This window comes from Mycobacterium intracellulare ATCC 13950, from assembly GCF_000277125.1.
GTDB lineage: Bacteria > Actinomycetota > Actinomycetes > Mycobacteriales > Mycobacteriaceae > Mycobacterium > Mycobacterium intracellulare.
In genome coordinates this window covers 1210971-1233148 of sequence record NC_016946.1, presented here as the reverse complement: position 1 = coordinate 1233148, position 22178 = coordinate 1210971, and the positions used below count along the sequence as shown (strand labels likewise).

General features: G+C 69.8%; 13 protein-coding genes. 3 read left to right on the top strand and 10 right to left on the bottom strand.

Annotated features, from left to right (window positions below; all coding sequences use genetic code 11):
- The first annotated feature begins 40 nt into the window (after nucleotides 1-40).
- The gene (locus OCU_RS31010) at nucleotides 41-1198 is read left to right on the top strand and encodes a PPE family protein (protein ID WP_014379434.1); all 1158 of its coding nucleotides are present in this window, start codon (nucleotides 41-43) and stop codon (nucleotides 1196-1198) included.
- 12 nt (nucleotides 1199-1210) lie between these two features.
- Here OCU_RS31010 and pks2 read toward each other — a convergent pair whose 3' ends face one another.
- The 4 genes from pks2 to fdxA all read right to left on the bottom strand — a co-directional run bounded on the left by pks2 (nucleotide 1211) and on the right by fdxA (nucleotide 11735).
- Entirely contained in the window at nucleotides 1211-7597 is a 6387-nt protein-coding gene (gene pks2, locus OCU_RS31005; RefSeq protein WP_041787037.1) for a sulfolipid-1 biosynthesis phthioceranic/hydroxyphthioceranic acid synthase, read from the bottom strand.
- Nucleotides 7598-7822: 225 nt separating this feature from the next.
- A complete protein-coding gene (locus OCU_RS31000; RefSeq protein WP_014379432.1) occupies nucleotides 7823-10186 on the bottom strand; it encodes an APC family permease in 2364 nt (787 codons plus the stop codon).
- A 95-nt stretch (nucleotides 10187-10281) separates the two neighbouring features.
- Nucleotides 10282-11400: a succinyldiaminopimelate transaminase gene (dapC, locus tag OCU_RS30995; protein ID WP_014379431.1), complete on the bottom strand. Its 1119-nt coding sequence runs from the start codon at nucleotides 11398-11400 to the stop codon at nucleotides 10282-10284.
- Nucleotides 11401-11408: 8 nt separating this feature from the next.
- A complete protein-coding gene (gene fdxA, locus OCU_RS30990; protein ID WP_007773662.1) occupies nucleotides 11409-11735 on the bottom strand; it encodes a ferredoxin in 327 nt (108 codons plus the stop codon).
- 373 nt (nucleotides 11736-12108) lie between these two features.
- On the opposite strand from fdxA, the gene OCU_RS30985 reads away from it, so the two are divergent.
- Nucleotides 12109-12441, top strand: a complete 333-nt coding sequence (locus tag OCU_RS30985; RefSeq protein WP_008254522.1) for a hemophore-related protein — start codon at nucleotides 12109-12111, stop codon at nucleotides 12439-12441.
- Nucleotides 12442-12465: 24 nt separating this feature from the next.
- Here OCU_RS30985 and OCU_RS30980 read toward each other — a convergent pair whose 3' ends face one another.
- The 4 genes from OCU_RS30980 to mshB all read right to left on the bottom strand — a co-directional run bounded on the left by OCU_RS30980 (nucleotide 12466) and on the right by mshB (nucleotide 17497).
- Nucleotides 12466-13230 carry a maleylpyruvate isomerase N-terminal domain-containing protein gene (locus OCU_RS30980; RefSeq protein WP_009952345.1) on the bottom strand — a complete coding sequence of 255 codons (765 nt, stop codon included), beginning with the start codon at nucleotides 13228-13230 and terminating at the stop codon, nucleotides 12466-12468.
- A 38-nt stretch (nucleotides 13231-13268) separates the two neighbouring features.
- Nucleotides 13269-15911 carry a bifunctional FO biosynthesis protein CofGH gene (locus OCU_RS30975; protein WP_014379429.1) on the bottom strand — a complete coding sequence of 881 codons (2643 nt, stop codon included), beginning with the start codon at nucleotides 15909-15911 and terminating at the stop codon, nucleotides 13269-13271.
- A gap of 117 nt (nucleotides 15912-16028) precedes the next feature.
- On the bottom strand, nucleotides 16029-16490 hold the full coding sequence (locus OCU_RS30970) for a hypothetical protein (protein ID WP_008254516.1): 462 nt from the start codon (nucleotides 16488-16490) through the stop codon (nucleotides 16029-16031).
- Between the two features lie 92 nt (nucleotides 16491-16582).
- On the bottom strand, nucleotides 16583-17497 hold the full coding sequence (mshB, locus tag OCU_RS30965) for an N-acetyl-1-D-myo-inositol-2-amino-2-deoxy-alpha-D-glucopyranoside deacetylase (RefSeq protein WP_009952347.1): 915 nt from the start codon (nucleotides 17495-17497) through the stop codon (nucleotides 16583-16585).
- Between the two features lie 56 nt (nucleotides 17498-17553).
- On the opposite strand from mshB, the gene OCU_RS30960 reads away from it, so the two are divergent.
- Nucleotides 17554-18168 carry a TetR/AcrR family transcriptional regulator gene (locus OCU_RS30960; RefSeq protein ID WP_014379427.1) on the top strand — a complete coding sequence of 205 codons (615 nt, stop codon included), beginning with the start codon at nucleotides 17554-17556 and terminating at the stop codon, nucleotides 18166-18168.
- Nucleotides 18169-18174: 6 nt separating this feature from the next.
- On the opposite strand, the gene OCU_RS30955 is transcribed toward OCU_RS30960, so the two are convergent.
- Together OCU_RS30955 and typA are read right to left on the bottom strand one after the other, a co-directional pair.
- Nucleotides 18175-20070: an ABC transporter family substrate-binding protein gene (locus OCU_RS30955; RefSeq protein ID WP_162130207.1), complete on the bottom strand. Its 1896-nt coding sequence runs from the start codon at nucleotides 20068-20070 to the stop codon at nucleotides 18175-18177.
- Between the two features lie 45 nt (nucleotides 20071-20115).
- Complete coding sequence (gene typA / locus OCU_RS30950) at nucleotides 20116-22005, bottom strand: translational GTPase TypA (protein WP_014379425.1); 1890 nt, start codon at nucleotides 22003-22005, stop codon at nucleotides 20116-20118.
- Nucleotides 22006-22178: the final 173 nt, after the last annotated feature.

Genomic DNA, 22178 nt, shown 5'->3' with positions numbered 1-22178 from the left:
TGCAGCGACCGCGTGTGCGCTTGTTCAGAAAGGATCGCCGATGCTTGATTTCGGGGCGCTGCCGCCCGAGATCAACTCGGCCAGAATGTATGCCGGACCGGGCTCGGCCCCGATGTCGGCCGCCGCCTCGGCGTGGGACGCGCTGGCGGCGCAACTGGAGTCCCACGCCGCCGGCTACTCCGCCACGCTTTCGGAACTGCGTGGACGCGCGTGGTCCGGCGATGCTGCCACGGCAATGGCCGCCGCGGTCGAACCGTATGTGGCGTGGGCGTCCACCACGGCGGCCCAGGCCGGCCAGACCGCCGCGCAGGCACGCGCAGCCGCCGCCGCCTATGAGGCGGCCTTCGCCGCAACGGTGCCGCCACATGTGGTGGCCGCCAACCGATTTGCGCTCCTCACCCTGATCGCGACCAACTTCTTCGGACAGAACGCCGCGGCGATCGCGGCCACCGAGACCGCCTACGCCGAGATGTGGGCGCAGGATGCCACCGCCATGTACGGCTACGCCGCAACGTCGTCGGCAGCCACCGTTTTCACGCCGTTCACCGAGCCGCCCCGCACCACGAATGCGCACGACCAATCGGCCCAGGCCGCCGCGGTCAACGAAGCCGTGGGCACGGCCGCGGGTCAGGCCCGCGCGGCGCTGGCGTCGGGCGTGGTCACGAACGCTTCCTCGGCCGGCCTTGGCGAGGCGCCGGCGGCCGGATCCGGTCTGTCCCTTATCGGTTCGGTCGACGACTTCAACACACTCATCACCACACCGGGACAGACGTTTCTGGCCGGGGCCCGCACACTGCTGGGATGGGGGCAATTGGGTTACGGGCTAGACCTTTCCGATATCCAGGCCGCCAAGGCCGCCGAGGGCGGGGTGCCCATCGTGCCGGACATCCCCGCGCCCGCGGTGCCGCAAGTCGCGGGCGTCCGCGGTCCCGTGCTGGGTGGCCTGGGCCGGGCGGCACTGGTGGGCAAGCTGTCCGTCCCGCAGACCTGGACGGTCGCGAATCCCGCGCCCACCGCCGGTATCGCACTCAAACCGTTGCCGGACACCATGTTTCGAGCAGCGTCGGCGTCCGCGGCGGACCCTTCCAACGTCCCGGGACCCCTGCCCGCGACGCGCACCGCGGGGCAGGCCGGTGTCCCGGTGTTACGCAACGGACGTCGCATCTTCAAGATGCCGCGCCCGGCGTACGGCGGGTAGCGACACCGCGAGTCAGGACGCCGACGGCGCCGCTTCCAACCCGGCCAGCTCGTCGCACAGGTGGTCCGCCAAACCGCGGACGGTGGTGATCTTGGTGGGGCTGATGCGCACGCCCGTCTCGGTTTCGATGCGGGTCCGCAGCTCCAGATTTCCCAGCGAATCCAGGCCATAGTCGGATAGCGGGCGATCCGGATCGATTGTGCGCCGCAGCAAGAGGCTGATTTGGCCGGATACCAGCCTTCGGATCGCCGACGGCCATTCCTCGCGCGGCAACGCCTGCAGCTCGGCGAGGAACTTGCCCGTGTCCGGATTGCCCTGCCCCACCGACCCGAACGCCTCGGCGAAGCGGCTGCGTTGCGCGAAAGAGGTCAGCCACGGCGTGCCCATGATCGGCGCGTAGCCCGAGTAGGGGCGGTCGTAGCGCAGCAGCGTCTCGAATGCGCGAAAACCCTCGGCCGGCTTGACCGCCATGCCGGCGCCGTCGGCGAGGGACGTCGCGCGGCCGACCTCTGACCATGCCCCCCACGCGATCGCGGTGGTCGGCAGGCCCTGAGCGCGGCGCCAATAGGCGAACGCGTCCAGCCAGCTGTTGGCCGCGGCGTAGGCGCCCTGCCCCGGCGAACCCACCAGCGCGGCGGCTGACGAGAAGGAACAGAACCAATCCAGCGGTTCGCAGGCGGTCGCTTGATGAAGGTTCCACGCGCCGTGCACCTTTGGCGCCCAGCACCGGTCGATGAGTTCATCGGTGACGTTCGCCAGCGTGGCGTCCTCGACGACGGCCGCCGCATGCAGCACCCCCCGCACCGGTAGCCCGGTGGCCGTCGCGCACGCCACCAGCCGTTCGGCGGTCCGCGGCTCGGCGATGTCACCGCACTCCACCACGACATCGGCCCCGGCGGCGCGGAGGCGCTCGATGGCTTGGCGCGCTTGCTCGTTGGGTTGCGAGCGGGAGTTGAGCACGATCCGGCCGCAGCCCGCCGCGCCGCCACGCGAAGCCATCTTCCCGGCCAGGAACAGGCCCAGGCCACCGATCCCGCCCGTGATGATGTAGGCGCCGTCGGCGCGGAACGGCCGGACCTTTTCCGGGGGCACCGTCGCCACGCTGGTGCCCGCGCGCGGCACGTCGAGCACCACCTTGCCGGTGTGCCCGGCGGAGGCGACCAGGCGCACCGCGGCGGCGGCGTCGTGGATCGGATAGCGGGTGCAGCGCGGCAACGGCAACTTGCCCGCCGCGGTGCGCTGGTACACCGTGGTCAGCAGGCGCCGAACGGTGTGCGGGTGGCTGACGGTCAGCAGCGCCAGGTCGACGGCGAACAGCGAGAGGTTGCGGCGGAACGGGAACAGCCCCAGACGGCTGTCGCCGTAGATGTCGCGCTTGCCCAGTTCGATGAAGCGGCCACCCAAGGCCAGCAGTTCGATGCCCGCCCGCTGCGCGGCGCCGGGCAGCGAATTGAGCACCACGTCGACCCCGTATCCGTCGGTGTCGCGGCGAATCTGGTCGGCGAATTCCGTGCTGCGCGAGTCGTAGACGTGTTCGATGCCCATGGTGCGCAACAGTTCTCGCCGCTGCGGGCTGCCCGCGGTCGCGAAGATCTCACAACCGACGGCCCGGGCGATCGCGATGGCCGCCTGCCCGACGCCGCCGGTGCCGGAGTGGATCAGCACCTTGTCCGTCGGGGCGATCCGGGCCAGGTCGTGCAGGCCGTACCACGCGGTCGCCGACGCGGTCGCCACCGCGGCGGCGTCTTCCAGCGGCACCCCGGCGGGCAGTGTCACCGCGTGCCGCGCGTCGGCGATGACGAAGGTGCCCCAGCAGCCGTGCCGGGACACCCCGCCGACGCGGTCGCCGACCTCGTGCTCGGTGACGCCCGGCCCGACGGCGGTGACCACGCCGGCGAAGTCGCCGCCCAATTGCTGCCGGTAGCCCTCGAACGTCGGATAGCGCCCGAACGCCACGAGCACGTCGGCGAAGTTGATGGTCGACGAGGTGACCGCCACCTCGATCTCGCCGGGTCCGGGCGGAACCCGGTCGAACGCGGTGAATTCCAGCGATTCCAGGTCGCCGGGGGTGCGGATCTCTAGCCGCATGCCGTCACGCTCGTGGTCGACGACGGTGGTGCGCCGTTCGGCCGCACGCAGCGGACCGGGCCGCAGCCGGGCGGTGTACCAGTGACCGTCGCGCCAGGCGGTCTCGTCCTCTTCGGAGCCGCTCTTCAGTTGCAGCACAAGCTTTTCCGGGCCGGTGGCGTCGTCGACGTCGATCTGGGTGGCGCTCAGATGCGGGTGCTCCGAATCGATCACCCGCATCAGTCCGCGCAGGCCGCCCTGCGCCAGGTTCGGCGCGTCGCCGGCTGTGACGCTCGCCGCGTTACGGGTCACCACGAACAACCGCGGCGATTCCCCGGGAAGATCCGAGAGTTCGCGGGCGATGGTCACCAGGTGCGACACGTAGTCGCGGCCGCGCCGGCGGCCCTGGGGGTCGTCCGGGTGGTCGCCGGGGGCCGCGGTCACCACGACGACGCGGGCCAGCCCCTTGAGGGGCCCGTGGCCGTCGGGGGCGGTCCGGCCGCCACCGGTCAGCAGCGAACGCAACTGTGCGGTGTCCACCGATCCGACGGGTGCCGTCGCGCATTGCGCCCCATCGGTATTCAGGGCTTCGGCGAGTTGTGCGGCCAGGCGGTCGTGGCCTTCGGCGGCGTCGGACGTGCTGAGCAGCAGCCAGGATCCGCGCTCGCTGTGCGCCGGCTCGGGCAGTTCGCGGGGCTCCCATTCGATGGTCAACAACCGCTCGTTGAGCAGCCGGTGGGCGTGTTCGCGTTCCGACGTGCCGCCGGCCAGCCGTAGCCCCTCGACGGTCAGCAGCACCGTCCCGGATTGGTCCAGCACGTCGATGTCGGCCTCGCACTCGCCGGGGCGCGAGGAGGTGACCCGGGTGAGGCAGTATTGCGCGTTGCGCGTCGAGTGGTGGTTGCGCAGCCGGCGCACCCCCACCGGCAACAGCAGAGCGCCGTCGCCGGCCTGTTGCACCTCCGGTGCGACGACCACGGACTGGAAGCAGGCGTCGAGCAGCGCCGGGTGCGAGCAGTAGGCCGACTGCTGCGAGCGGATCGCCCCCGGCAGCGCGACTTCCGCGAGCACCGTCGTGGTGTCCGCGTCGCCGACCAGCACCGCGGACAGACCCGAGAACGCGGGCCCGTACTGAATGCCGATGGCGTCGAAGGCCTTCCGCAACTCGGCGCCCTCCATGCGGGTCGGGTGATTGGCGATCAGCGTGTCCAGGTCGTGTGGGGGCGGCTCGGGTCCCGCATCGTCGGCGGCGACGCGCAGGACGGCGGTGGCGCGGCGGAGGCGTTCGCCTTCTTCGTGCGTGTCCACCGTGAAGTCGAGGGCCCCGGGCGCGGAGATCGTGGCGGTTGAAGAAGCCCACGTGTGGTCGGCCAGCAACAGCGTCCGCTCGAACGTGACGTCGCGCACCTCGGCGCGTTCGCCGAGCGCCGCGGCGGCGGCCGCGAGCGCCATTTCGCAGTAGGCAGCGCCGGGAAACGCTGCCACTCCGTGGATTTGGTGGTCGGCGAGCCACGGGTGGGCGTCGGTGCCGACCTCCCCTTGCCACACGTGGCGCTCGGGCTCCTCGCGCAGATGCACGTGCGCACCGAGCAGCGGGTGGACGGCCCGCAGCGAGGCTCCGTGCGCCCGCTCCACCGACTCGCGGCTCAGCAACAGCCGGCGATGCGTCCACGTCGGCAGCGGTGCGTCCACCAAACGCCCACTGGGGTATTGGACGGAGAAGTCCACCAGCGCGCCGGCGCTGTGCACGTCGGCGACCAAACCGCGCAAGCCAACTGGGAGCTGTCCCCCGCAAGCGGGTGGTGCCTCCGGCTCGCTTCTGCGCATGGCCGCGAGCGCGGCGATGGGCATGTCCAGGCTGGCGGCGTTCTGCTCGACAGCGTGGGTGAGCAGCGGATGCGGCGACAGCTCAGCGAAGACGCGGAAGCCGTCTTTGAGGGCGGCTTGCACGGCGGCCGCGAATCGCACGGTGTGCCTCAGGTTTTCGGCCCAGTAGCCGGCGCTGAAGGACGGCCGTTCGCGTGGGTCCCACAGGGTGGCGGAGTAGTACGCGACCTCGGGGGCCGCCGGCCGCAGGTCCGCGAGCGCCTCGACCAGCTCGTCGAGGATCGGCTCCACCTGCGGTGAATGCGAGGCGACGTCCACCGCCACCTCGCGTGCCAGCACATCCTGCTCCTGCCATGCCGCGACCAGGTCGCGGATGGCCTGGGCCTCGCCGCCGACGACGGTCGACGTCGGCGAGGCGACCACCGAGAGCACGACGTCGGAGATTCCGCGGATGGACAGTTCCGAAAGGACTTGCTGGCCCGGCAGTTCCACCGATGCCATGGCGCCGCTGCCGGCGACCCGCCCCATCAGCCGCGAGCGGCGGCAGATCACCTTGACGCCGTCGTCGAGCGATAACCCGCCGGCGACCACGGCCGCCGCGGCTTCGCCGAGCGAATGGCCGATGACGGCACCGGGGCGCACCCCGTAGGACTTCATCGTCTCGGCGAGCGCGACCTGCATGGCGAAGATCGTCGGCTGGACCCTGTCGATGCCGGTCACCGTCTGCGGCGCCGTCATGGCCTGGGTGACCGAAAACCCAGATTCGCCGGCGATCAACGGCTCGATGGCGGCGATCGTGGAGGCGAACACCGGTTCGGTGGCCAGCAGTTCGACGCCCATCCGCGGCCATTGCGAACCCTGCCCGGAGAACACCCACACCGGTCCGCGGTCGTCGTGGCCCACGGCCGGCTCGTACGGAAAATCGTTGTCGGAGACTGCGCGTAGCCTCGCGCTCAACTCGTCAAAGGTGTTCGCGCACACCACCGTCCGTACCGGTCGGTGCGCGCGGCGGCGCGATAGCGTGTAGCCCAGATCCCACAGGGCGGCGCCGGTGTCGCGGTCGGGGCCGGCGCTGCGCTGCTCGTCGACCCAACTCGCGAGCCGGGCGGCCGTGACACGCAACTGCTCGGCCGAGGTGGACGACAACGGAAATAGTTGTGGCCCAACGGGTCCGGGCGTGTCCGGACCATCGGGTGCCCGCGCGGGGGCGTCTGCCGGCGCCTGCTCCACGATGGCGTGCACGTTGGTGCCCGACATTCCATAGGACGACACCGCGGCGCGGCGCGGGTGAGCGGAGCCGGTGGGCCACGGCGTATTCGACTGCGGCACAAACAGGTCCGTCTCGATCCGGGCCATCTCATCGGGAAGCCGGGTGAAGTGCAGATTCCGCGGCACCACGCCGTGCTGCAGCGCGAGAATCGCCTTCATCAACCCCAGTGGCCCGGACGTCGACTGCATGTGGCCGAAGTTGGTCTTCACCGACCCCAGCACACAGGGCCCGTCGGTTCCGTACACGGCTGCCAGGCTGGAGAACTCGATCGGGTCGCCGACCGGGGTGCCGGTGCCGTGCGCCTCGACGTAGCCGATTGTCCTCGGGTCGATGTCCGCCACGCCCAACGCCTTTCGGTAAACGGCGACCTGGGCCGTTTCCGAGGGCGCCGCGATGTTCACGGTGCGGCCGTCCTGGTTGGCGGCCGTGCCGCGCAGCACCGCCAGGATGCGGTCGCCGTCGCGTTGCGCATCGTCGAGCGGCTTGAGTAGCAGCATGACGCAGCCCTCGCCGGAGACGAAGCCGTCGGCCCGCACGTCGAAGGCGTGGCAACGGCCGGTCGGGGAGAGCATGCCTTGCAGCGAACCCGAAACGGACTTGCGTGGTTCCAGGGTCACCACCACGCCACCGGCCAGGGCGAGGTCACTTTCGCCGGCGGCCAGGCTGCCGCACGCCTGGTGGACGGCCATCAACCCCGACGAGCACGCCGTGTCCACCGTGACCGCCGGACCGTGCAACCCCAGCGCGTAGGCGACCCGTCCGGACGCGAAGCTGTTGCTGGTGCCGGTGAACCCGTATGGTCCTTCGGCGGCGCCGCAATCGGCGGACAGGAGTTCGTAGTCGCCGTGTGTCAGGCCGACGAACACGCCGGTCTGCGTCTGGGCCAGGGACCCGGGGGCGAGGCCGGCGTGCTCGACGGCATCCCACGACGTTTCCAGCAGCAGGCGGTGTTGCGGGTCGACCGCGATGGCCTCACGCTCGGTCATCCCGAAGAAGTCGCAGTCGAAGCCCCCGACGTCGTCGAGGAACGCCCCCCACCGGGTCACCGAGCGGCCGGGCACACCGGGCTCGGGGTCGTAGTACAGGTCCGCGTCCCACCGGTCCGCGGGGATCTCGCCGACGAAATCGTCACCGCGCAGCAACGCTTCCCAAAGGCCCTGCGGGGAATCGATCCCCCCGGGAAGTCGGCAGGCCATCCCGATGACGGCCACCGGTGTGGCGTTCGCGGCACGCAAAGCGCAGTCCCCTCTTCTCGCCCGACCACCCGTGAGCATCGGGCGCACCATCGCTTCTCACGTGGTCGGGCGTAATTGTGCAGGCGTCAGTTTACCCACCGGAGCCACGTCAGTTAGCGGGATTAAACAATTTCGTCCGCGGCACCAGGGGGCCGCCGCGGCGGGCGGGAGCGCCGGGACAGAAAGTTCGAAATACCTTGCTGCGCAGTGCGTTTCACACTGACGCTAAGACTGGTCGGCTTGTTCGGGGGCCCCGGACTCGGCCTCCTTCGCCGGATCCTCGATGATCTGATAGGTCGGATCGACCATCGACAGGGAACGCTGGCCGGCCTGCCGGGCCTTGCCGCTGATCCGCAACAGTTGACCGGGCTGGATGTCGGCGCCCCCGCGCCCGGGGCGGAACGTCACGGTGATCTCCCCGCTGCTGTCCCCGACGACGATCTCTCGCCGGGTTCGCCCGCGTTCGGCGACGTCTTCGACCTCGCTGACGCGTCCTTCGATGGTGGCGCGCTGCCCGGAGATCAGGCCGGCCACCATGATCACCGACGACGGCCGTTCGGGGTGTTCGTAGGCCTCGACCTTCTCGTCCTCGTCCTGGGAGACCCAGGCCTGGATCTTGTCGATCTGCTGCGCGATGCGCTGTTCGAACGAGTCCGGGTAGGCCTCCCTGATCCGCGATTCCACGTCATAGGGCACGATCGTCGCTGCGGCGTCGGGGATGAGGCTGACGGCCTGGGCGACCTTGTCCGCGGTCCGGTCGTGCAACAGCCGCCCCAGCAGTGGTGCGAATGTCCGGCGCGGCAGGAGGACCGTCACGTTGGTGTCCGGTTGCTCGTCGCGCGCCTTGGCGACCAGCAGCTGCGCCGACCTGCTGATCCGCCGGTCGGGGCAGTCCACGATCCGCAGCGGTGTGTCGAGACCGAAGTGGTCCCAACGGTTTCGCAGTTGCGTGGCGTGGGCGGGGTCGACCATGAAGTGCACGGCAACCAGTTCGTCGGCCCGCAGTCCGCGGCCGTAGCGCAACGCTTCGATCACCGCGAGGTCGACCGAGTCGACGAACACCAGCACCTTGTGCCGCGCGTACTTCACCAGTTCCGGGCGATCGGTGCGGAACATCTCGAGAATGGCGGCCTCGGCGCGGTATTCGCGGTTCAGCCGCGTCAGGACGAACACCAGCAGCGGGAACACGACGACCACCAGCCAGGCGCCCTCGGTGAACTTCGCCACCGCGAAGATGCCCACCACGATCGTCGACAGGATCGCGGCGGACAGGTTGATCGCCAGCCGGTGCCGCCATCCCGGCTCGCGATGCGTCAAGTGGTGTTTGGTCATGCCGTAGCCGGCCATCGAGAATCCGGTGAACACGCCGATCGCGTAGAAGGGAACCAGCGCGTTGACCGAGCCGCCGGTCACCACCAGCAGCGCCACCGACAGCGTGGTGAGCGTGATGATCCCGTTCGAAAACACCAGGCGGTGACCGCGTTTCGTCAGCTGCCGTGGCAGGAAACGGTCTTCGGCGACGAAGCTGGCCAGGGCCGGGAAGCCGTTGAAGCTGGTGTTCGCGCCGGTGAACAAGATGGCCGCCGTCGAGGCCTGGACCAGGACGTAGAACACGTCACCGACCACGCCGTTGCCGTAGACGGCACGACCGATCTGCGACAAGACCGATGGATATTCGGTCAAATACGGGGTGGCGTGGGTGACGTGGGCCAGGTAGGCGACCCCGGCGAGCAGGAAGCCCAGTATGCAGGCCATCGCCGTGAGCACCCGACGGGCGTTGCGGCCCTGGGGCTTTCGGAAGTAGTCGACCGTGTTGGAGATGGCCTCGACGCCGGTCAGCGACGAACCCCCGTTGGCGAATGCGCGCAACAACACCAGAATCGTTGCGCCCAGCACCAACCCGTTGCCCTGATGAACCGACACGGCCCCTGCCGTGTGCGCCGGGTCGTAGAGCGGTAAACCCCCGCCGATTACGCGGACGACTCCGACCAGGATGGTCAGCGCGACCATGGCGATGAACGAGTAGGTCGCCACCGCGAACGGCATTCCCGCTTCCCGCAATCCACGCAGGTTCGCGTAGCAGATGATGAGCACCACGCCGACCGTGATCGCCAGGCTGTAGGGACCCAACGCGGGGATCGCCGAGACCACCGCGACCGTCCCCGCCGCCGATTGCACCGCGACGGTCACCACGTAGTCGATCAGCAGGGCCGCCGCGGCGATCTGAGCGACGCGGGGCCCGAAGTTGTCGCGCGCCACGATGTAGGAGCCGCCGGCCCGGGTGTAGGCCATGACCACCTGCCGGTACGAGGCGGCCACCAGCACGAGGATGAGCAGGATGACGCCGGTGATCGGAAGCAACAGGAGGAACGCCGCCAGCCCGGCGTGCGGCAACAGTTCGATCAGGATCTGCTCGGGACCGTAGGCGACCGATGACACCGCGTCCGGCGAAAGCGCCCCCAGCGCAACGCCATTGGACAACTTCTCCGACGCGATGTCCTCGGTGATCAGTGGCTTTCCCAAAAACACACGCCTGGCGACGTCCCCGACCGAGAGCGGGATGCGCAGCTTGCCGGTCGAACTGGTCACAAGCACCGTCCTTACCCGAGGTTCAAGAACGTGAAACGCCTCCGAAGCATTGTGCACGTTCGGACCGCCCGCGGCGGCGCGCGCACTGCGGACGGTCAGGCGAGCCGGCGCACCGCGGCAGCGATCCGCTCGTCGCTGGCCGTCAGGGCAACGCGCACATGCTGTGCGCCGCGCGGGCCGTAGAACTCGCCGGGGGCCACCAGGATGCCGCGCTGCGCCAGCCAGGCGACGCTGTCGTGACAGGACTCGCCGCGGGTGACCCAGAGATAGAGGCCGGCTTCGGAATAGTCGACCGCGAAGCCGGCCGCGCGCAGGGCCGGCAACAGGGCGGCCCGGCGCCGCTCGTAGCGCTGCCGCTGTTGCAGCTCGTGCGCGTCGTCCTGCAGGGCGGCCACCATGGCGGCCTGCACCGGCCTCGGCACCATCATCCCGGCGTGCTTGCGCACCGCGAGCAGCTCGGCGACGAGCTCGGAATCACCGGCGACGAAGCCGGCGCGGTACCCGGCCAGCGACGAGCTCTTCGACAGGGAATGGATCGCCAGCAGCCCGGTGTGGTCGCCGTCGCAGACCGACGGATGCAGGATCGACAGCGGTTGGGCGTCCCAGCCCAAGCCGAGGTAGCACTCGTCGGAGGCCACCAGGCAACCCCGGTCGCGGGCCCATCCGACGACTTTGCGCAGGTGGTCGACGCCCAGGACCCGACCGGTCGGGTTGCTCGGCGAGTTCAGGTAGTACAGCGCCGGCGATTGCGGGCCCAGCTGGGTGAGCGAATCCGCGCGCAGCACCCGCGCCCCGGCCAGCCGCGCACCGACGTCATAGGTCGGGTATGCCAGCTCGGGCACCACGATCATGTCCGCGGAGCCCAGGCCCAACAAGGTCGGCAGCCAGGCGATGAGCTCCTTGCTGCCGATCACCGGCAGCACGTCGGCCTCGGCCAGCCCGGTCACACCGAACCGCCGGGCCAGGGCTGCGACCGCCGCTTCGCGCAGCCGGGCGGTGCCCGCGGTGGCCGGATACCCCGACGCCGCGCCGGCCCCGGCCAGCGCGTCGGAGATCACCGGGGCGACCGGGTCGACCGGGGTGCCGACGGAGAGGTCGACGATCCCGTCGGGGTGGGCGCTGGCCTGCGCTTTCGCGTCGGCCAGCGTGTCCCAGGGGAATTCCGGCAGGGACGCCGAAACGGCGGGCCGCCGCTTTTTGAGCTGGTGTGGCACCGGGTCGCTCAGTCGCCTTCGCCCTGCGGTGGCAGGTCCTTGACCACCTGCGGGTCGTTCTCGGTCATGCCGACCTTGGCGGCGCCGCCGGGCGATCCCAGCTCGGCGAAGAAGTCGGCGTTGATCTGCGTGTACTGGCTCCACTGGTCCGGCACGTCGTCTTCGTAGTAGATCGCTTCGACGGGGCAGACCGGCTCGCACGCGCCGCAGTCGACGCATTCGTCGGGGTGGATGTAGAGCATCCGGGCGCCTTCGTAGATGCAGTCGACCGGGCACTCCTCGATACAGGCCTTGTCCTTGATGTCGACACAGGGTTCGGCGATCGTGTACGTCACAGACGTCTCCTCCATGTACTACTCAATGTGGGCTGCTGTTCAGCTCGCACCGGCGCGTCCGTCCTCTTCCGGTGAAGCTTTCGGTTACTGATACTAGACGTTGCAGATACAGGTCAACCATTTGGCGCGCCTGTCGAAATACCGATTTAAGACTGACAGTCTCGGGGCCCGCACGCGGCCCCCGTTTCGCCAAGGGCGAACACCACGACCAACGCGCTGACCTGCGCAGAGTCTCGGCCCCGGGGTAGGCTTCGATATCTGTTGCGTTGCAAGCACGCTCGCGGGGCCTGGTAATCTCATCGGAAGGACGGCAACCGCTGGGCAAGTTTTCTCGCCGTAAGAGCGGTGCATTAACTGGGGAAGGTGTCCACACATGAGGGTGTCGTTGAGCAAATTGGGCGTTGCGGTTGGCAGCGCGGCAGTGGCGTTGACCGCCGCGGCCGGGATCGCTTCCGCCGACCCCACGGACGCGATCATCAACACCACCTGTAACTACGGACAGGTGATTGCGGCGCTCAACGCGACCGACCCGGCAGCTGCCCAGCAGTTGAACTCGTCGCCCGTGGCGCAGTCCTACATCCGCAACTTCCTGGCGGCGCCGCCGCCCAAGCGCGAGCAGATGGCCCAGCAGATCCAGGCCATGCCGGCGGCGCAGAAGTACTACAACACGATCAACCAGGTCGCGGTCACCTGTAACAACTACTGAGCCGATCGCTTCGTACGAAGCAGTTCAGTAGCCGCCGAGCAGGCGGCGCACGCGTCCCAATGTTTCCGGTCCGACGCGGCTGCGAATGCGTGACGGGTCGGCGGGCCTGCGCCCCCACAGCAGCAGCACCCGCGCGGCCGCATCGGTATCCAGGGTCGCCGGGCCGTCCGGCTCGGCGAACCCGATGGTGACCTGATCCGCGCCGGCCGTCAGAACGATGTCGTCGGTGCCCTCGGCCCGCAGCCGAGCGTCGATCCGCTCGCCGGCCTCCAGCTGTCTGGCGCCTTTGGCCAGCAGCGGCTTGCCAACGGCGAGCACGCTGTGCGTCGTCATCCACGGTTCGGCCAGCCTCGCCTGGGCCGCGGGCTCGTCGCCGGTGATGTCCCAGCTGTGCAGGACGAGCTCTTCGCGCATGTGCTCGGCGAACCACGGCACCTTCATGGTGCGGCCGGTCCAGGCGACGTCGGTGTCGGCGGGCACCCCTTCGGCCGCCTCCGCGACGTCACCGAGGGCGGCCATTCGGTCCAGCAGCGCGTCCCACAGGTCCGCGTCGTTCAAGGCGCGCAACGGGCCCTCGCGCTCCTCGAACCCGCGGGTGGCCACCGGCTGGCCGGCGAGGTGGCCGCCGAGCACCCGGGCGAGCTCTTCGGCGTTTCCGGCCTGATGGACGACGATGTCGCGCACCGTCCAGGCCTCACACCAGGTTCCGGCGTCCGGGCCGTGCCGTTGCACGGCATCCGCGAATGGCCGCCACTCCGGGAACCGGTCGTCGTCAACTCGTCGCGTCACGGTGTCGGGTATACCCGTCGCGCCCGGCCGGCAAGCGGTCAGGCGGCCAACGGTGTGTAGTCGGTGGTGCGCTGGCGCGCGGGTCGCCCGATGCCCTCGGCGATCGCGGTCAGCTCGGCGACCGTCTTGGCCGACCCGTGTTCCGAACCGGCCATGCGCGAGATGGTTTCTTCCATCAGCGTGCCGCCCAGGTCGTTGGCGCCGCCGCCCAGCATCACCTGCGTGCGCTCGACACCGAGCTTGACCCAGCTGGTCTGGATCTGGGAGATGCGGCCGTGCAACATGATTCGCGCCAGCGCGTGTACGGCTCGGTTGTCGCGATGGGTGGGTCCGGGCCGGGCCGCGCCGGCCAGATACAGCGGCGAACTCTGGTGCACGAACGGTAGCGGCACGAACTCGGTGAAACCGCCGGTGCGGTCCTGGATGTCGCGCAGCACGTTGAGATGGCCCACCCAGTGGCGCGGGCTGTCGACGTGGCCGTACATCATCGTCGACGACGACCGCAGCCCGACCTCGTGCGCGGTGGTGACGATCTCGATCCACATCGACGTCGGCAACTTGCCCTTGGTCAGCACCCAGCGCACCTCGTCGTCCAGTATTTCGGCGGCGGTGCCCGGGATGGTGTCCAGGCCCGCCTCGCGCAGGCTGGTCAGCCAGTCGCGAACGCTCAACCCGCTCTTGGTCACACCGTTGGCGATCTCCATCGGAGAGAACGCGTGCACGTGCATCGACGGCACCCTCGCCTTGACGGCCCGGACCAGGTCGGCGTAGCCGGTGACCGGCAGCTCGGGGTCGATGCCGCCCTGCATGCACACCTCGGTGGCGCCCTCGACGTGCGCCTCCCAGGCGCGGTCGGCGACCTCGTCGGTGGACAGCGAATACGCGTCGGCGTCGCCCTTGCGCTGCGCGAACGCGCAGAACCGGCAGCCGGTGTAGCAGATGTTGGTGAAGTTGATGTTGCGGTTGACCACGAACGTCACGTCGTCACCGACGGTGTCGCGGCGTAACGAATCCGCCAGTGCGGCAACCGCTTCCAGCGCGGGACCGTCGGCGGTGGCCAGTGACAGGTATTCGTTGTCGCTGCACCCGGCGGGGTCGCGTTCCGCGGAGCGCAGCGCGGCAAGCACGTCGGTGTCCAGGCGTTCTGGCGCTTTGGCGCCCTGCGCGGCCAACTCGTGGACGTGCGCCCGGATCGATTCCCAGTCGCCGAACGCGCTGTCGATATCGCTGCGGGTTTCTGTGTTGCGGCCCTCGCTGTCGATCGCCGCGTTGAGGTCGACCCGGCCCACCGAACCGACGTCGTCGGGCTCCTGCCACGGCAACCCGACCGGGTTGACGTCACGGGCCAGGCCGGTCGCCGGGTCGGCCAGCGCCGCCACGTGTCCGGACACCCGCGGGTCGATCCAGGCCGCGCCGCCCTGCACGTATTTGGGTTGCGCGGTCAGCCGCTGGACCAGCTCGTAACCGGCTTCGGCGGTGACGGCGGCCAATTCGTCCAGGGCCGGCCACGGCCGCTCCGGGTTGACGTGGTCGGGCGTCAGCGGCGAGACACCGCCCCAGTCGTCGACTCCGGCGCCGACCAGCGCCAGGCACTGCTCGCGCGAGACCAGGTTCGGCGGCGCCTGGATACGCATCCCCGGGCCGAGCACCAGCCGCGCCACCGCCACCGTCGCCAGGTAATCCTCGATGCCGGCGTCGGGGACCGCGGCCATGGCGGTGTGTTCCTTGGCCCGGAAGTTCTGCACGATCACCTCTTGCACATGGCCGAACTCCTTGTGCGACTTGCGGATCGCATGCAAGGTGTCGGCGCGTTCGGCGAGTGTCTCGCCGATGCCGACCAGCAGGCCGGTGGTGAACGGAATCGACAGTCGGCCCGCATCGGTCAAGGCGCGCAACCGGACCGCCGGATCTTTGTCCGGGCTGCCGTAGTGCGCAAGCCCTTTCGTCTCGAACAGCCGCCGCGAGGTCGTCTCGAGCATCATGCCCATCGACGGCGCCACCGGCTTGAGGCGCGCCATTTCCGACCAACTCATCACGCCGGGGTTCAAGTGTGGCAACAACCCGGTTTCCTCGAGCACCCGGATCGCCATCGCCCGCACGTAGGACAGCGTCGAATCGTAGCCCCGTTGACCGAGCCACTCACGCGCCTCCGGCCACCGATCCTCCGGCCGATCCCCCAGCGTGAATAGCGCTTCCTTGCAACCGAGTTCGCCGCCGCGGCGGGCGATGTCGAGGATCTCGTCGGGTTCGAGGTACATGCCGGCGCCCTGGGCGCGCAGCTTGCCGGGCACGGTGACGAAGGTGCAGTAATGACAGGTGTCGCGGCACAGATGGGTGACCGGGATAAAGACCTTGCGGGAGTACGTGATCGGCAGCCCGCCGCCGGGGCCGCGCCGTCCGGCCGACTCCAGGCCCGCGTCGCGCACCCGCGCCGCACTCGCGCACAGGTCGGCCAGATCCGCGCCGCGCGCGGTCATCGCGAGCGCCGCCTCGTCGACGTTGAGTGCAACGCCATCTCGGGCCCGCCGCAATACCCGTCGCAGCGCCGACGCGTCGGCCCTCGACGCACTGGCCTTCGCCGGAATCTGTGGATCAGGCAAAGCGGTAGGCTCCTCGCCCGGAGTCAACAGCACCTTGGTGTAACTTCCCCACGATCGAATTTCATCCGTGCGTCCCAACATGTGAATTCGTGACACCCATGGCGGGTCCCGTATGGGCAACAGTCAACAGTAGACCCACGCCCGTAGGCGCAAGCGGGCGACATCCCGGCCGAAATGTCCACTCGCCACAGGCCGAGATCAACCGCCGCGGCCGCGCCGCCACAGCACCCAGACCGGCGGCACGACGCCGAGCACCAACAGCAGCAGGGCCCCGTAGGCCATCAGGCCGCGACCACCCAGGATGACGTCGTCGGCCGGTCCGCCCATGCTGATCACCGCCACCGTCAGCAACCACGTCCACAGCGGCAGCGCCGCCAACCGGGGTGACCGGGTCCACCGCCCCGCGGCCCACACCAGGGCCGCGTTGACCAGCCCGGAAATCAATCCGCTGAGGGGAAACGGAACCGTCCCGATATAGAAAGGCAGCAGCAGGGCCCCGGCTAGTGCGGACAGAACCCCATCGACCGCCAGGAGGGACAGGACAACGAAACGGATCGCGGGGTCTGTGGCGCCGCCGTCCTCGACGGACGCGACGCGAGGCTGGGTGTCGGTCAGGTCGGAACGCTGTCGATGTTGGAGAGTATCGAGCCGATAACCCACTGCAGGCTGTCGAGCCGGTCCTGCCAGTGCTGCTGATTAGGGTCCAGGTCGGGGTCCATGCGAATTCCTTCCGTGGCTGCCTGTTTGGCAGCCTACCGCGTACGGGTCGCGGTCAGATCGAGCCCTGCGAGCAGATCCGTCTCCCAGCCACGCCCGTCGCGCTCCCCCGCGTCGCCGGCGGCCAGGACGTAGTGCTCCTCCCCCACGATCGGCAGGGCCACGTTGTTGGACAGGGCGCAGGCGCGACCGGTGGGCCCGACCACCACTTGGGTGGCGTGCGCCGCGAGCGCCACCCGCTTGGCGGCCAGCGCATCCTCATCGGTCTCGACGACGGCGTCGATGTCGCCGTCGTCGTATCCGAACGTGAACTCCTCTTCGGACGGGAGCGACCACTCCGGCCGCAGATCCTCGGGCGTCAGCGCGGCCAGGCCGGCCTCGAACGCCCGGGTGGAAAAGACCGACCAGTAGAACTTCGGCACGGCCCACGGCTCGCCGGGAAACGCGGCAGCGCCGCCCGACGAGCCGGCCGCCGCTACGGCCGCCGTCGTCACCGTGTGCGCGTGCACGTGATCGGGATGGCCATAGCCGCCCGCCGGGTCGTAGGTGACGACGACGTGGGGGCGCTGCTCGCGGATCAGGGCCACCAGCGCGCCGACGGTCTCGCGCTCGTCGGCGTCGATGAATCGTTGCCGGTGCCGCGTGGGGGTGCCGCGCATGCCCGAATCGCGCCACCGGCCCGCGCCGCCGAGATATCGGGGTCCACCGACCCCGAGCGCCCGCAACGCGGCGGTCAATTCGCCGATCCGGTAGCCGCCGAGCTGGTCGGCGCGATCGACGGCGAGTTCGGCCCACCGATCGCCGATCACCTCGCCCTCCTCGCCGAGCGTGCAGGTGACCACGCGGACGTCGGCGCCGCGGGCGGCGTAGTGGGCGATGGTGGCGCCGGTGCCGAGGCTTTCGTCGTCGGGATGTGCGTGGACGAACAGCAGCCGCGGCGTCTCAGGCATGGACGGCACCCTACCGACAAGCAGCAGATAGGAACGCGCACGGCTACTATCAAGAAATGCCTCAGCTCACGGACGCAGACCGGACCGGCAACCGGAGCCGCCGGCGAGGCGAGGTCCTCGAACGCGCCCTCTACGAGGCCACCCTGGCCGAACTGACCGAAGTCGGGTACGGGAGCCTGACCATGGAGGGGATCGCGGCGCGCGCCCACACCGGCAAGGCCGCGCTCTACCGGCGCTGGGACACCAAGTGCGAGCTGGTGCACGCCGCTTTGGTTTTCGCGCTGCCACCGGTGCCCGAGCTGCGGTCCGGCCGCTCGGCCCGGGAGAACCTGCTGGCGATGTTCACCGCCCAGCGTGACCTGCTGGCCGGAAAGACCGCCTTCCCCAGTTTGGACGTCATCCATCAGCTCCTGCACGAACCCGAGATGCGGGCCATCTTCGCCGATGCCGTGGTGCGCCCGCGCCTGCAAATCGTCGAATCGATCCTGCAGGCCGCCGTGGACGACGGCGACCTCGATCCGACGGCGATCACACCGCTGACAGCCCGGATCGGCTCGGCGCTGATCAACCAGCACTTCCTGCTGAACGGGTCGCCGCCGAACCGCCGCGAGCTGGCCCTCATCGTCGACACCGTGATCCCGCCGCGGGCGTCACGCCCGCCCGCCGACTGAGCGCGGTTACGGCCCCGTCTTGATCCACTGGCCGGCGTCGCCGACGATGCCGACCGGAACCGCTCCGGACAGGCTGACGTTCTGCACGCTCGGTCCGGCCGCGACGATCGTGGTGTCCTGCAGGATCGGCAGCACCGTGGACATGTTCCACAGCCGCGGTTCGACGGCGGTGATGACGTCGTTGATGCTCTTGGTGCCGTTGAGGGCGGCGTCGATGTTCGACTGGACGCTGCGATCGCAGATGCCGGTGAGGTTCGACGGCGCCTGCACCAGGGCGTTGGGATCCGCGGGGCGGCTGGGTGGGGGCGCCGACGTCGGTGTCGCGGTCGTGGTGCCCGGCCCGGTCGACGGTGGGGGCCCGGCGGGAGCGGACGAGACCGGCGTCGTCTCGCCGGTGGACGGGACCTGGGTCGATTGCAGCGCGGGACAGCCGTAGCGGGAGGCGAGCCGGGTGGCCAGGTTGCCGCCGGCCTGATGCCAGCCGACGATCGCGTCCACGCGGCCGTCGTTCAGCGCGTCGCGGTAGAGGGTGACCGGGTCCAGCGCCAGCACGGTCGCGGCGATGCCGACGTTGCGCAACTGGTCGGCGGCGGTGTTGGCGACCGCCACCGAGGTCGGGTCGTTGGCCGCCACCCCGATCGCCAGCGACAGCTGTTGGCCGTCCTTGCTGATCCGGCCGCGGATGACCTCGGGCGGCCCGGTGTTCGCCGGGGTCGGCGCGGGGGAAGCGGACGAGTTGGGTTCGACCCGGTACCCGGCCCCCTGCAGCAGGGTCAGCGCGGCCGCCGTCGTCATCGCCGGCGGCGCGGTCGGCTCGTAGCCGGGGTCGCTCGGCGCGCGGATCTGGGCCTGATCCAGCGTGACCGTGTTGTCGCTGCCCGCGCCGACGGCGGCCAGCAGGTCGACGTCGAGCAACCCCAGGATCGCCTTACGGACTTGGGTATCAGACAGTTTGGGCTCGTTGGCCCGCAGCGTGAGCTGCATGACCCGCGGCGTCACGATCCGGGCGGTGCGGACGTCGGGAATGGCGGACAGCTGCGCGAAGGCCGCCGAGCCGCCGTGGACCTGCGCCACCTGGGTGTCGCCGTTGCGCACGGAGTCCGCCAGGGCGGCGGGCGCCCCGGCGCGCCGAAAGAGGATGAGCGCGGGTTTGGCCGGCGGCCCCCAGTAACGGTCGTTGCGGGCGACCAGGATTTCGTCGCGCTGCGGGTCGATGCTCTCCACCCGGAACTGCCCGCCCGTGACTGGAAGGGCCCGGGCCAGCCCGGCCGCGAATCCGCCGGGCACGTCCTTGACGATGTGCGCCGGAAGGATGTTGCTGAACAACTCCTTCCACGCCGGATACGGCTGCGCGAAGGTCACCACCGCCTGCTTGCCGCCCTCCAGCGACTGCACGCCGGTGATGAGGTCATACCCGGCCGGGTCGACGACCCCGGGCTGGCTGACCATCTGGCGCCACAGGTACCAGAAGTCGTCGGCGGCGATGGGGGCGTTGTCGGTCCACTGCGCCTCCGGCCGGATCTTGTAGGTCACCGTGAACGGGTTCTGGCTGGTCACGTCGGCGGACACCAACAGCGTCGGGTCCATCTCCCAGCGCGAGCCCGTCGGCGCGGCGGTGTCCGGAACCGGCCGAAAGGCGCTGGGCAACACCAACGCGCTGATCGCCGCGTTCACCGGGGACAGGTCGGACAGCAGGTGCGGATTGAACCCCGCGCCGATCGAGTCGATGCCCATGATGATCTCGCTGACCCGGGGCGGCGGAGGCACCGAGTTGTGCGGCGTGTCGGTGCTCTGCGGCGCCGGCGGCGGGTTGACCGTGCACGCCGAAACCACCAGCCCGACCAACGAGACGAGGCCGCCGAGCACCATGAACAAGCGACGGACGCGTCTCGGCACGCTGATCAGGGTATCGAGCAGCCGCACAGCGGCCCGTCCGACCACCAGGTGTTAACCCCGGGCCTTGGCGCGCGACCGGCTGCGGGCCCGGGAGGTGGCGTCCAGCTCGACCTTGCGCACCCGCACGATCTCCGGGGTCACCTCCACGCATTCGTCTTGCGCGCAGAATTCCATGGCCTGCTCGAGATCGAGTTCGAGCGGCCGGGCCAACGTTTCGATGACATCGGCGGTCGACGACCGCATGTTGGTCAGCTTCTTCTCGCGGGTGACGTTGATGTCGAGATCCTCTGCGCGCGGGTTGATCCCGACGACCATGCCCTCGTAGGTGTCCTGGCCGGGCTCGACGAAGAACTGGCCCCGGTCGGCGAGCTGGATCATGGCGAACGGGGTGATGGTGCCCGCGCGGTCGGACACCAGCGACCCGGTGTGGCGGGCGCGGATCTCCCCGGCCCACGGCCGGTAGCCGTCGAACACCGCGTTGGCGATCCCGGTGCCGCGGGTCAGCGTGAGGAAGTCGGTGCGGAAGCCGATCAGGCCGCGGCTGGGCACGATGAAGTCCATCCGGACCCACCCGGCGGCGTGGTTGGTCATCTCTTCCATGCGGCCCTTGCGGGCGGCCATCAGCTGGGTGATGGCGCCGACGAATTCCTCGGGGCAGTCGATGGTCATCGCCTCGAAGGGCTCGTGCAGCTTGCCGTCGATCGTCTGCGTGACGACCTGCGGCTTGCCCACCGTGAGCTCGAAGCCCTCGCGGCGCATCTGTTCCACAAGGACCGCCAGCGCGAGCTCGCCGCGGCCCTGCACCTCCCAGGCGTCGGGCCGGTCGATGTCGACGACCTTGATGGAGACGTTGCCCACGAGTTCGGCGTCCAGGCGCGACTTCACCATGCGAGCGGTCAGCTTGTGCCCCTTCACCTTGCCCGCCAGCGGCGAGGTGTTGGTGCCGATGGTCACCGAGATCGCGGGCTCGTCGACGGTGATGCGCGGCAGCGCGTGCGCGTGGTCCGGGTCGGCCAGCGTGTCGCCAATCATGATCTCCGGAATGCCCGCGACGGCCACGATGTCCCCGGCGACGGCCTCGTCGGTCGAGGAACGCTCGACGCCCTCGGTCACCAGCAGCTCGGTGATCTTCGCGTTCGTGATGACGGGGTGGCCGTCCACTTCCCGCATCCAGGCCACCTGCTGGCCCTTGCGGATACGGCCCTTGTAGATGCGGATCAGCGCGAGCCGGCCCAGGAACGCCGACGCGTCCAGGTTGGTGACCAGCGCCTGCAGCGGGGCTTCGGGATCACCCTGCGGCGGCGGGATGTGCTCAAGCAGCACGTCGAATAGCGGATCGAGGTTGTCGCCCTCGGGGTTCTCGCCATTGGCCGGTTCCGTCGTGCTGGCGATGCCGGCCCGTCCCGAGGCGTACAGCGTGGGCAGGTCCAGGGCGGCCTCGGCGGCCTTCTGCGCGTCCTCGTCGAGGTCGGAGGCGACGTCGAGCAGCAGGTCGTGGCTTTCGGAGACGACCTCGGAGATCCGGGCGTCCGGCCGGTCCGTCTTGTTGACGACCAGGATCACCGGAAGGTGGGCGGCCAGGGCCTTACGCAGCACGAACCGGGTCTGCGGCAGCGGCCCCTCCGAGGCGTCGACCAGCAGCAGCACCCCGTCCACCATCGACAGGCCGCGCTCCACCTCGCCGCCGAAGTCGGCGTGGCCCGGGGTGTCGATGACGTTGATGACGGTCGTCGTTCCGTCCGGGTTCTTGCGATGCACGGCCGTGTTCTTGGCCAGGATCGTGATGCCTTTTTCCTTCTCTAGGTCCCCGGAGTCCATCAGGCGTTCGACCGCGTCGTCCCCCCGGTGGTGCAGCGCACCCGACTGCCGCAGCATCGCGTCAACCAGGGTGGTCTTGCCGTGGTCGACGTGGGCGACGATGGCGACGTTGCGAAATGACACGTCGGAGATTGTGGCAGCGGGGGCCGTGGATAGCGAACTGGCAGGTCGCCGGCGGCGGCGTTGAGTGTGCGTCAGCGGCGTTGAGTGTGCGCTTGCGGCGCGGCGGATCGGCGTGTCGCCGGCGCGGCTTCACAACCAGCGCCCACGTTGCACACCGAACGGCGAGGCGGGGC

Coding starts and splice junctions, on each gene's coding strand:
- OCU_RS31010 (WP_014379434.1), top strand. CDS start 41: ATGCTTGATTTCGGGGCGCTGCCGCCCGAGATCAACTCGGCCAGAATG.
- OCU_RS30985 (WP_008254522.1), top strand. CDS start 12,109: ATGAGGGTGTCGTTGAGCAAATTGGGCGTTGCGGTTGGCAGCGCGGCA.
- OCU_RS30975 (WP_014379429.1), bottom strand. CDS start 15,911: ATGTTGGGACGCACGGATGAAATTCGATCGTGGGGAAGTTACACCAAG.
- mshB (WP_009952347.1), bottom strand. CDS start 17,497: ATGCCTGAGACGCCGCGGCTGCTGTTCGTCCACGCACATCCCGACGAC.
- OCU_RS30960 (WP_014379427.1), top strand. CDS start 17,554: ATGCCTCAGCTCACGGACGCAGACCGGACCGGCAACCGGAGCCGCCGG.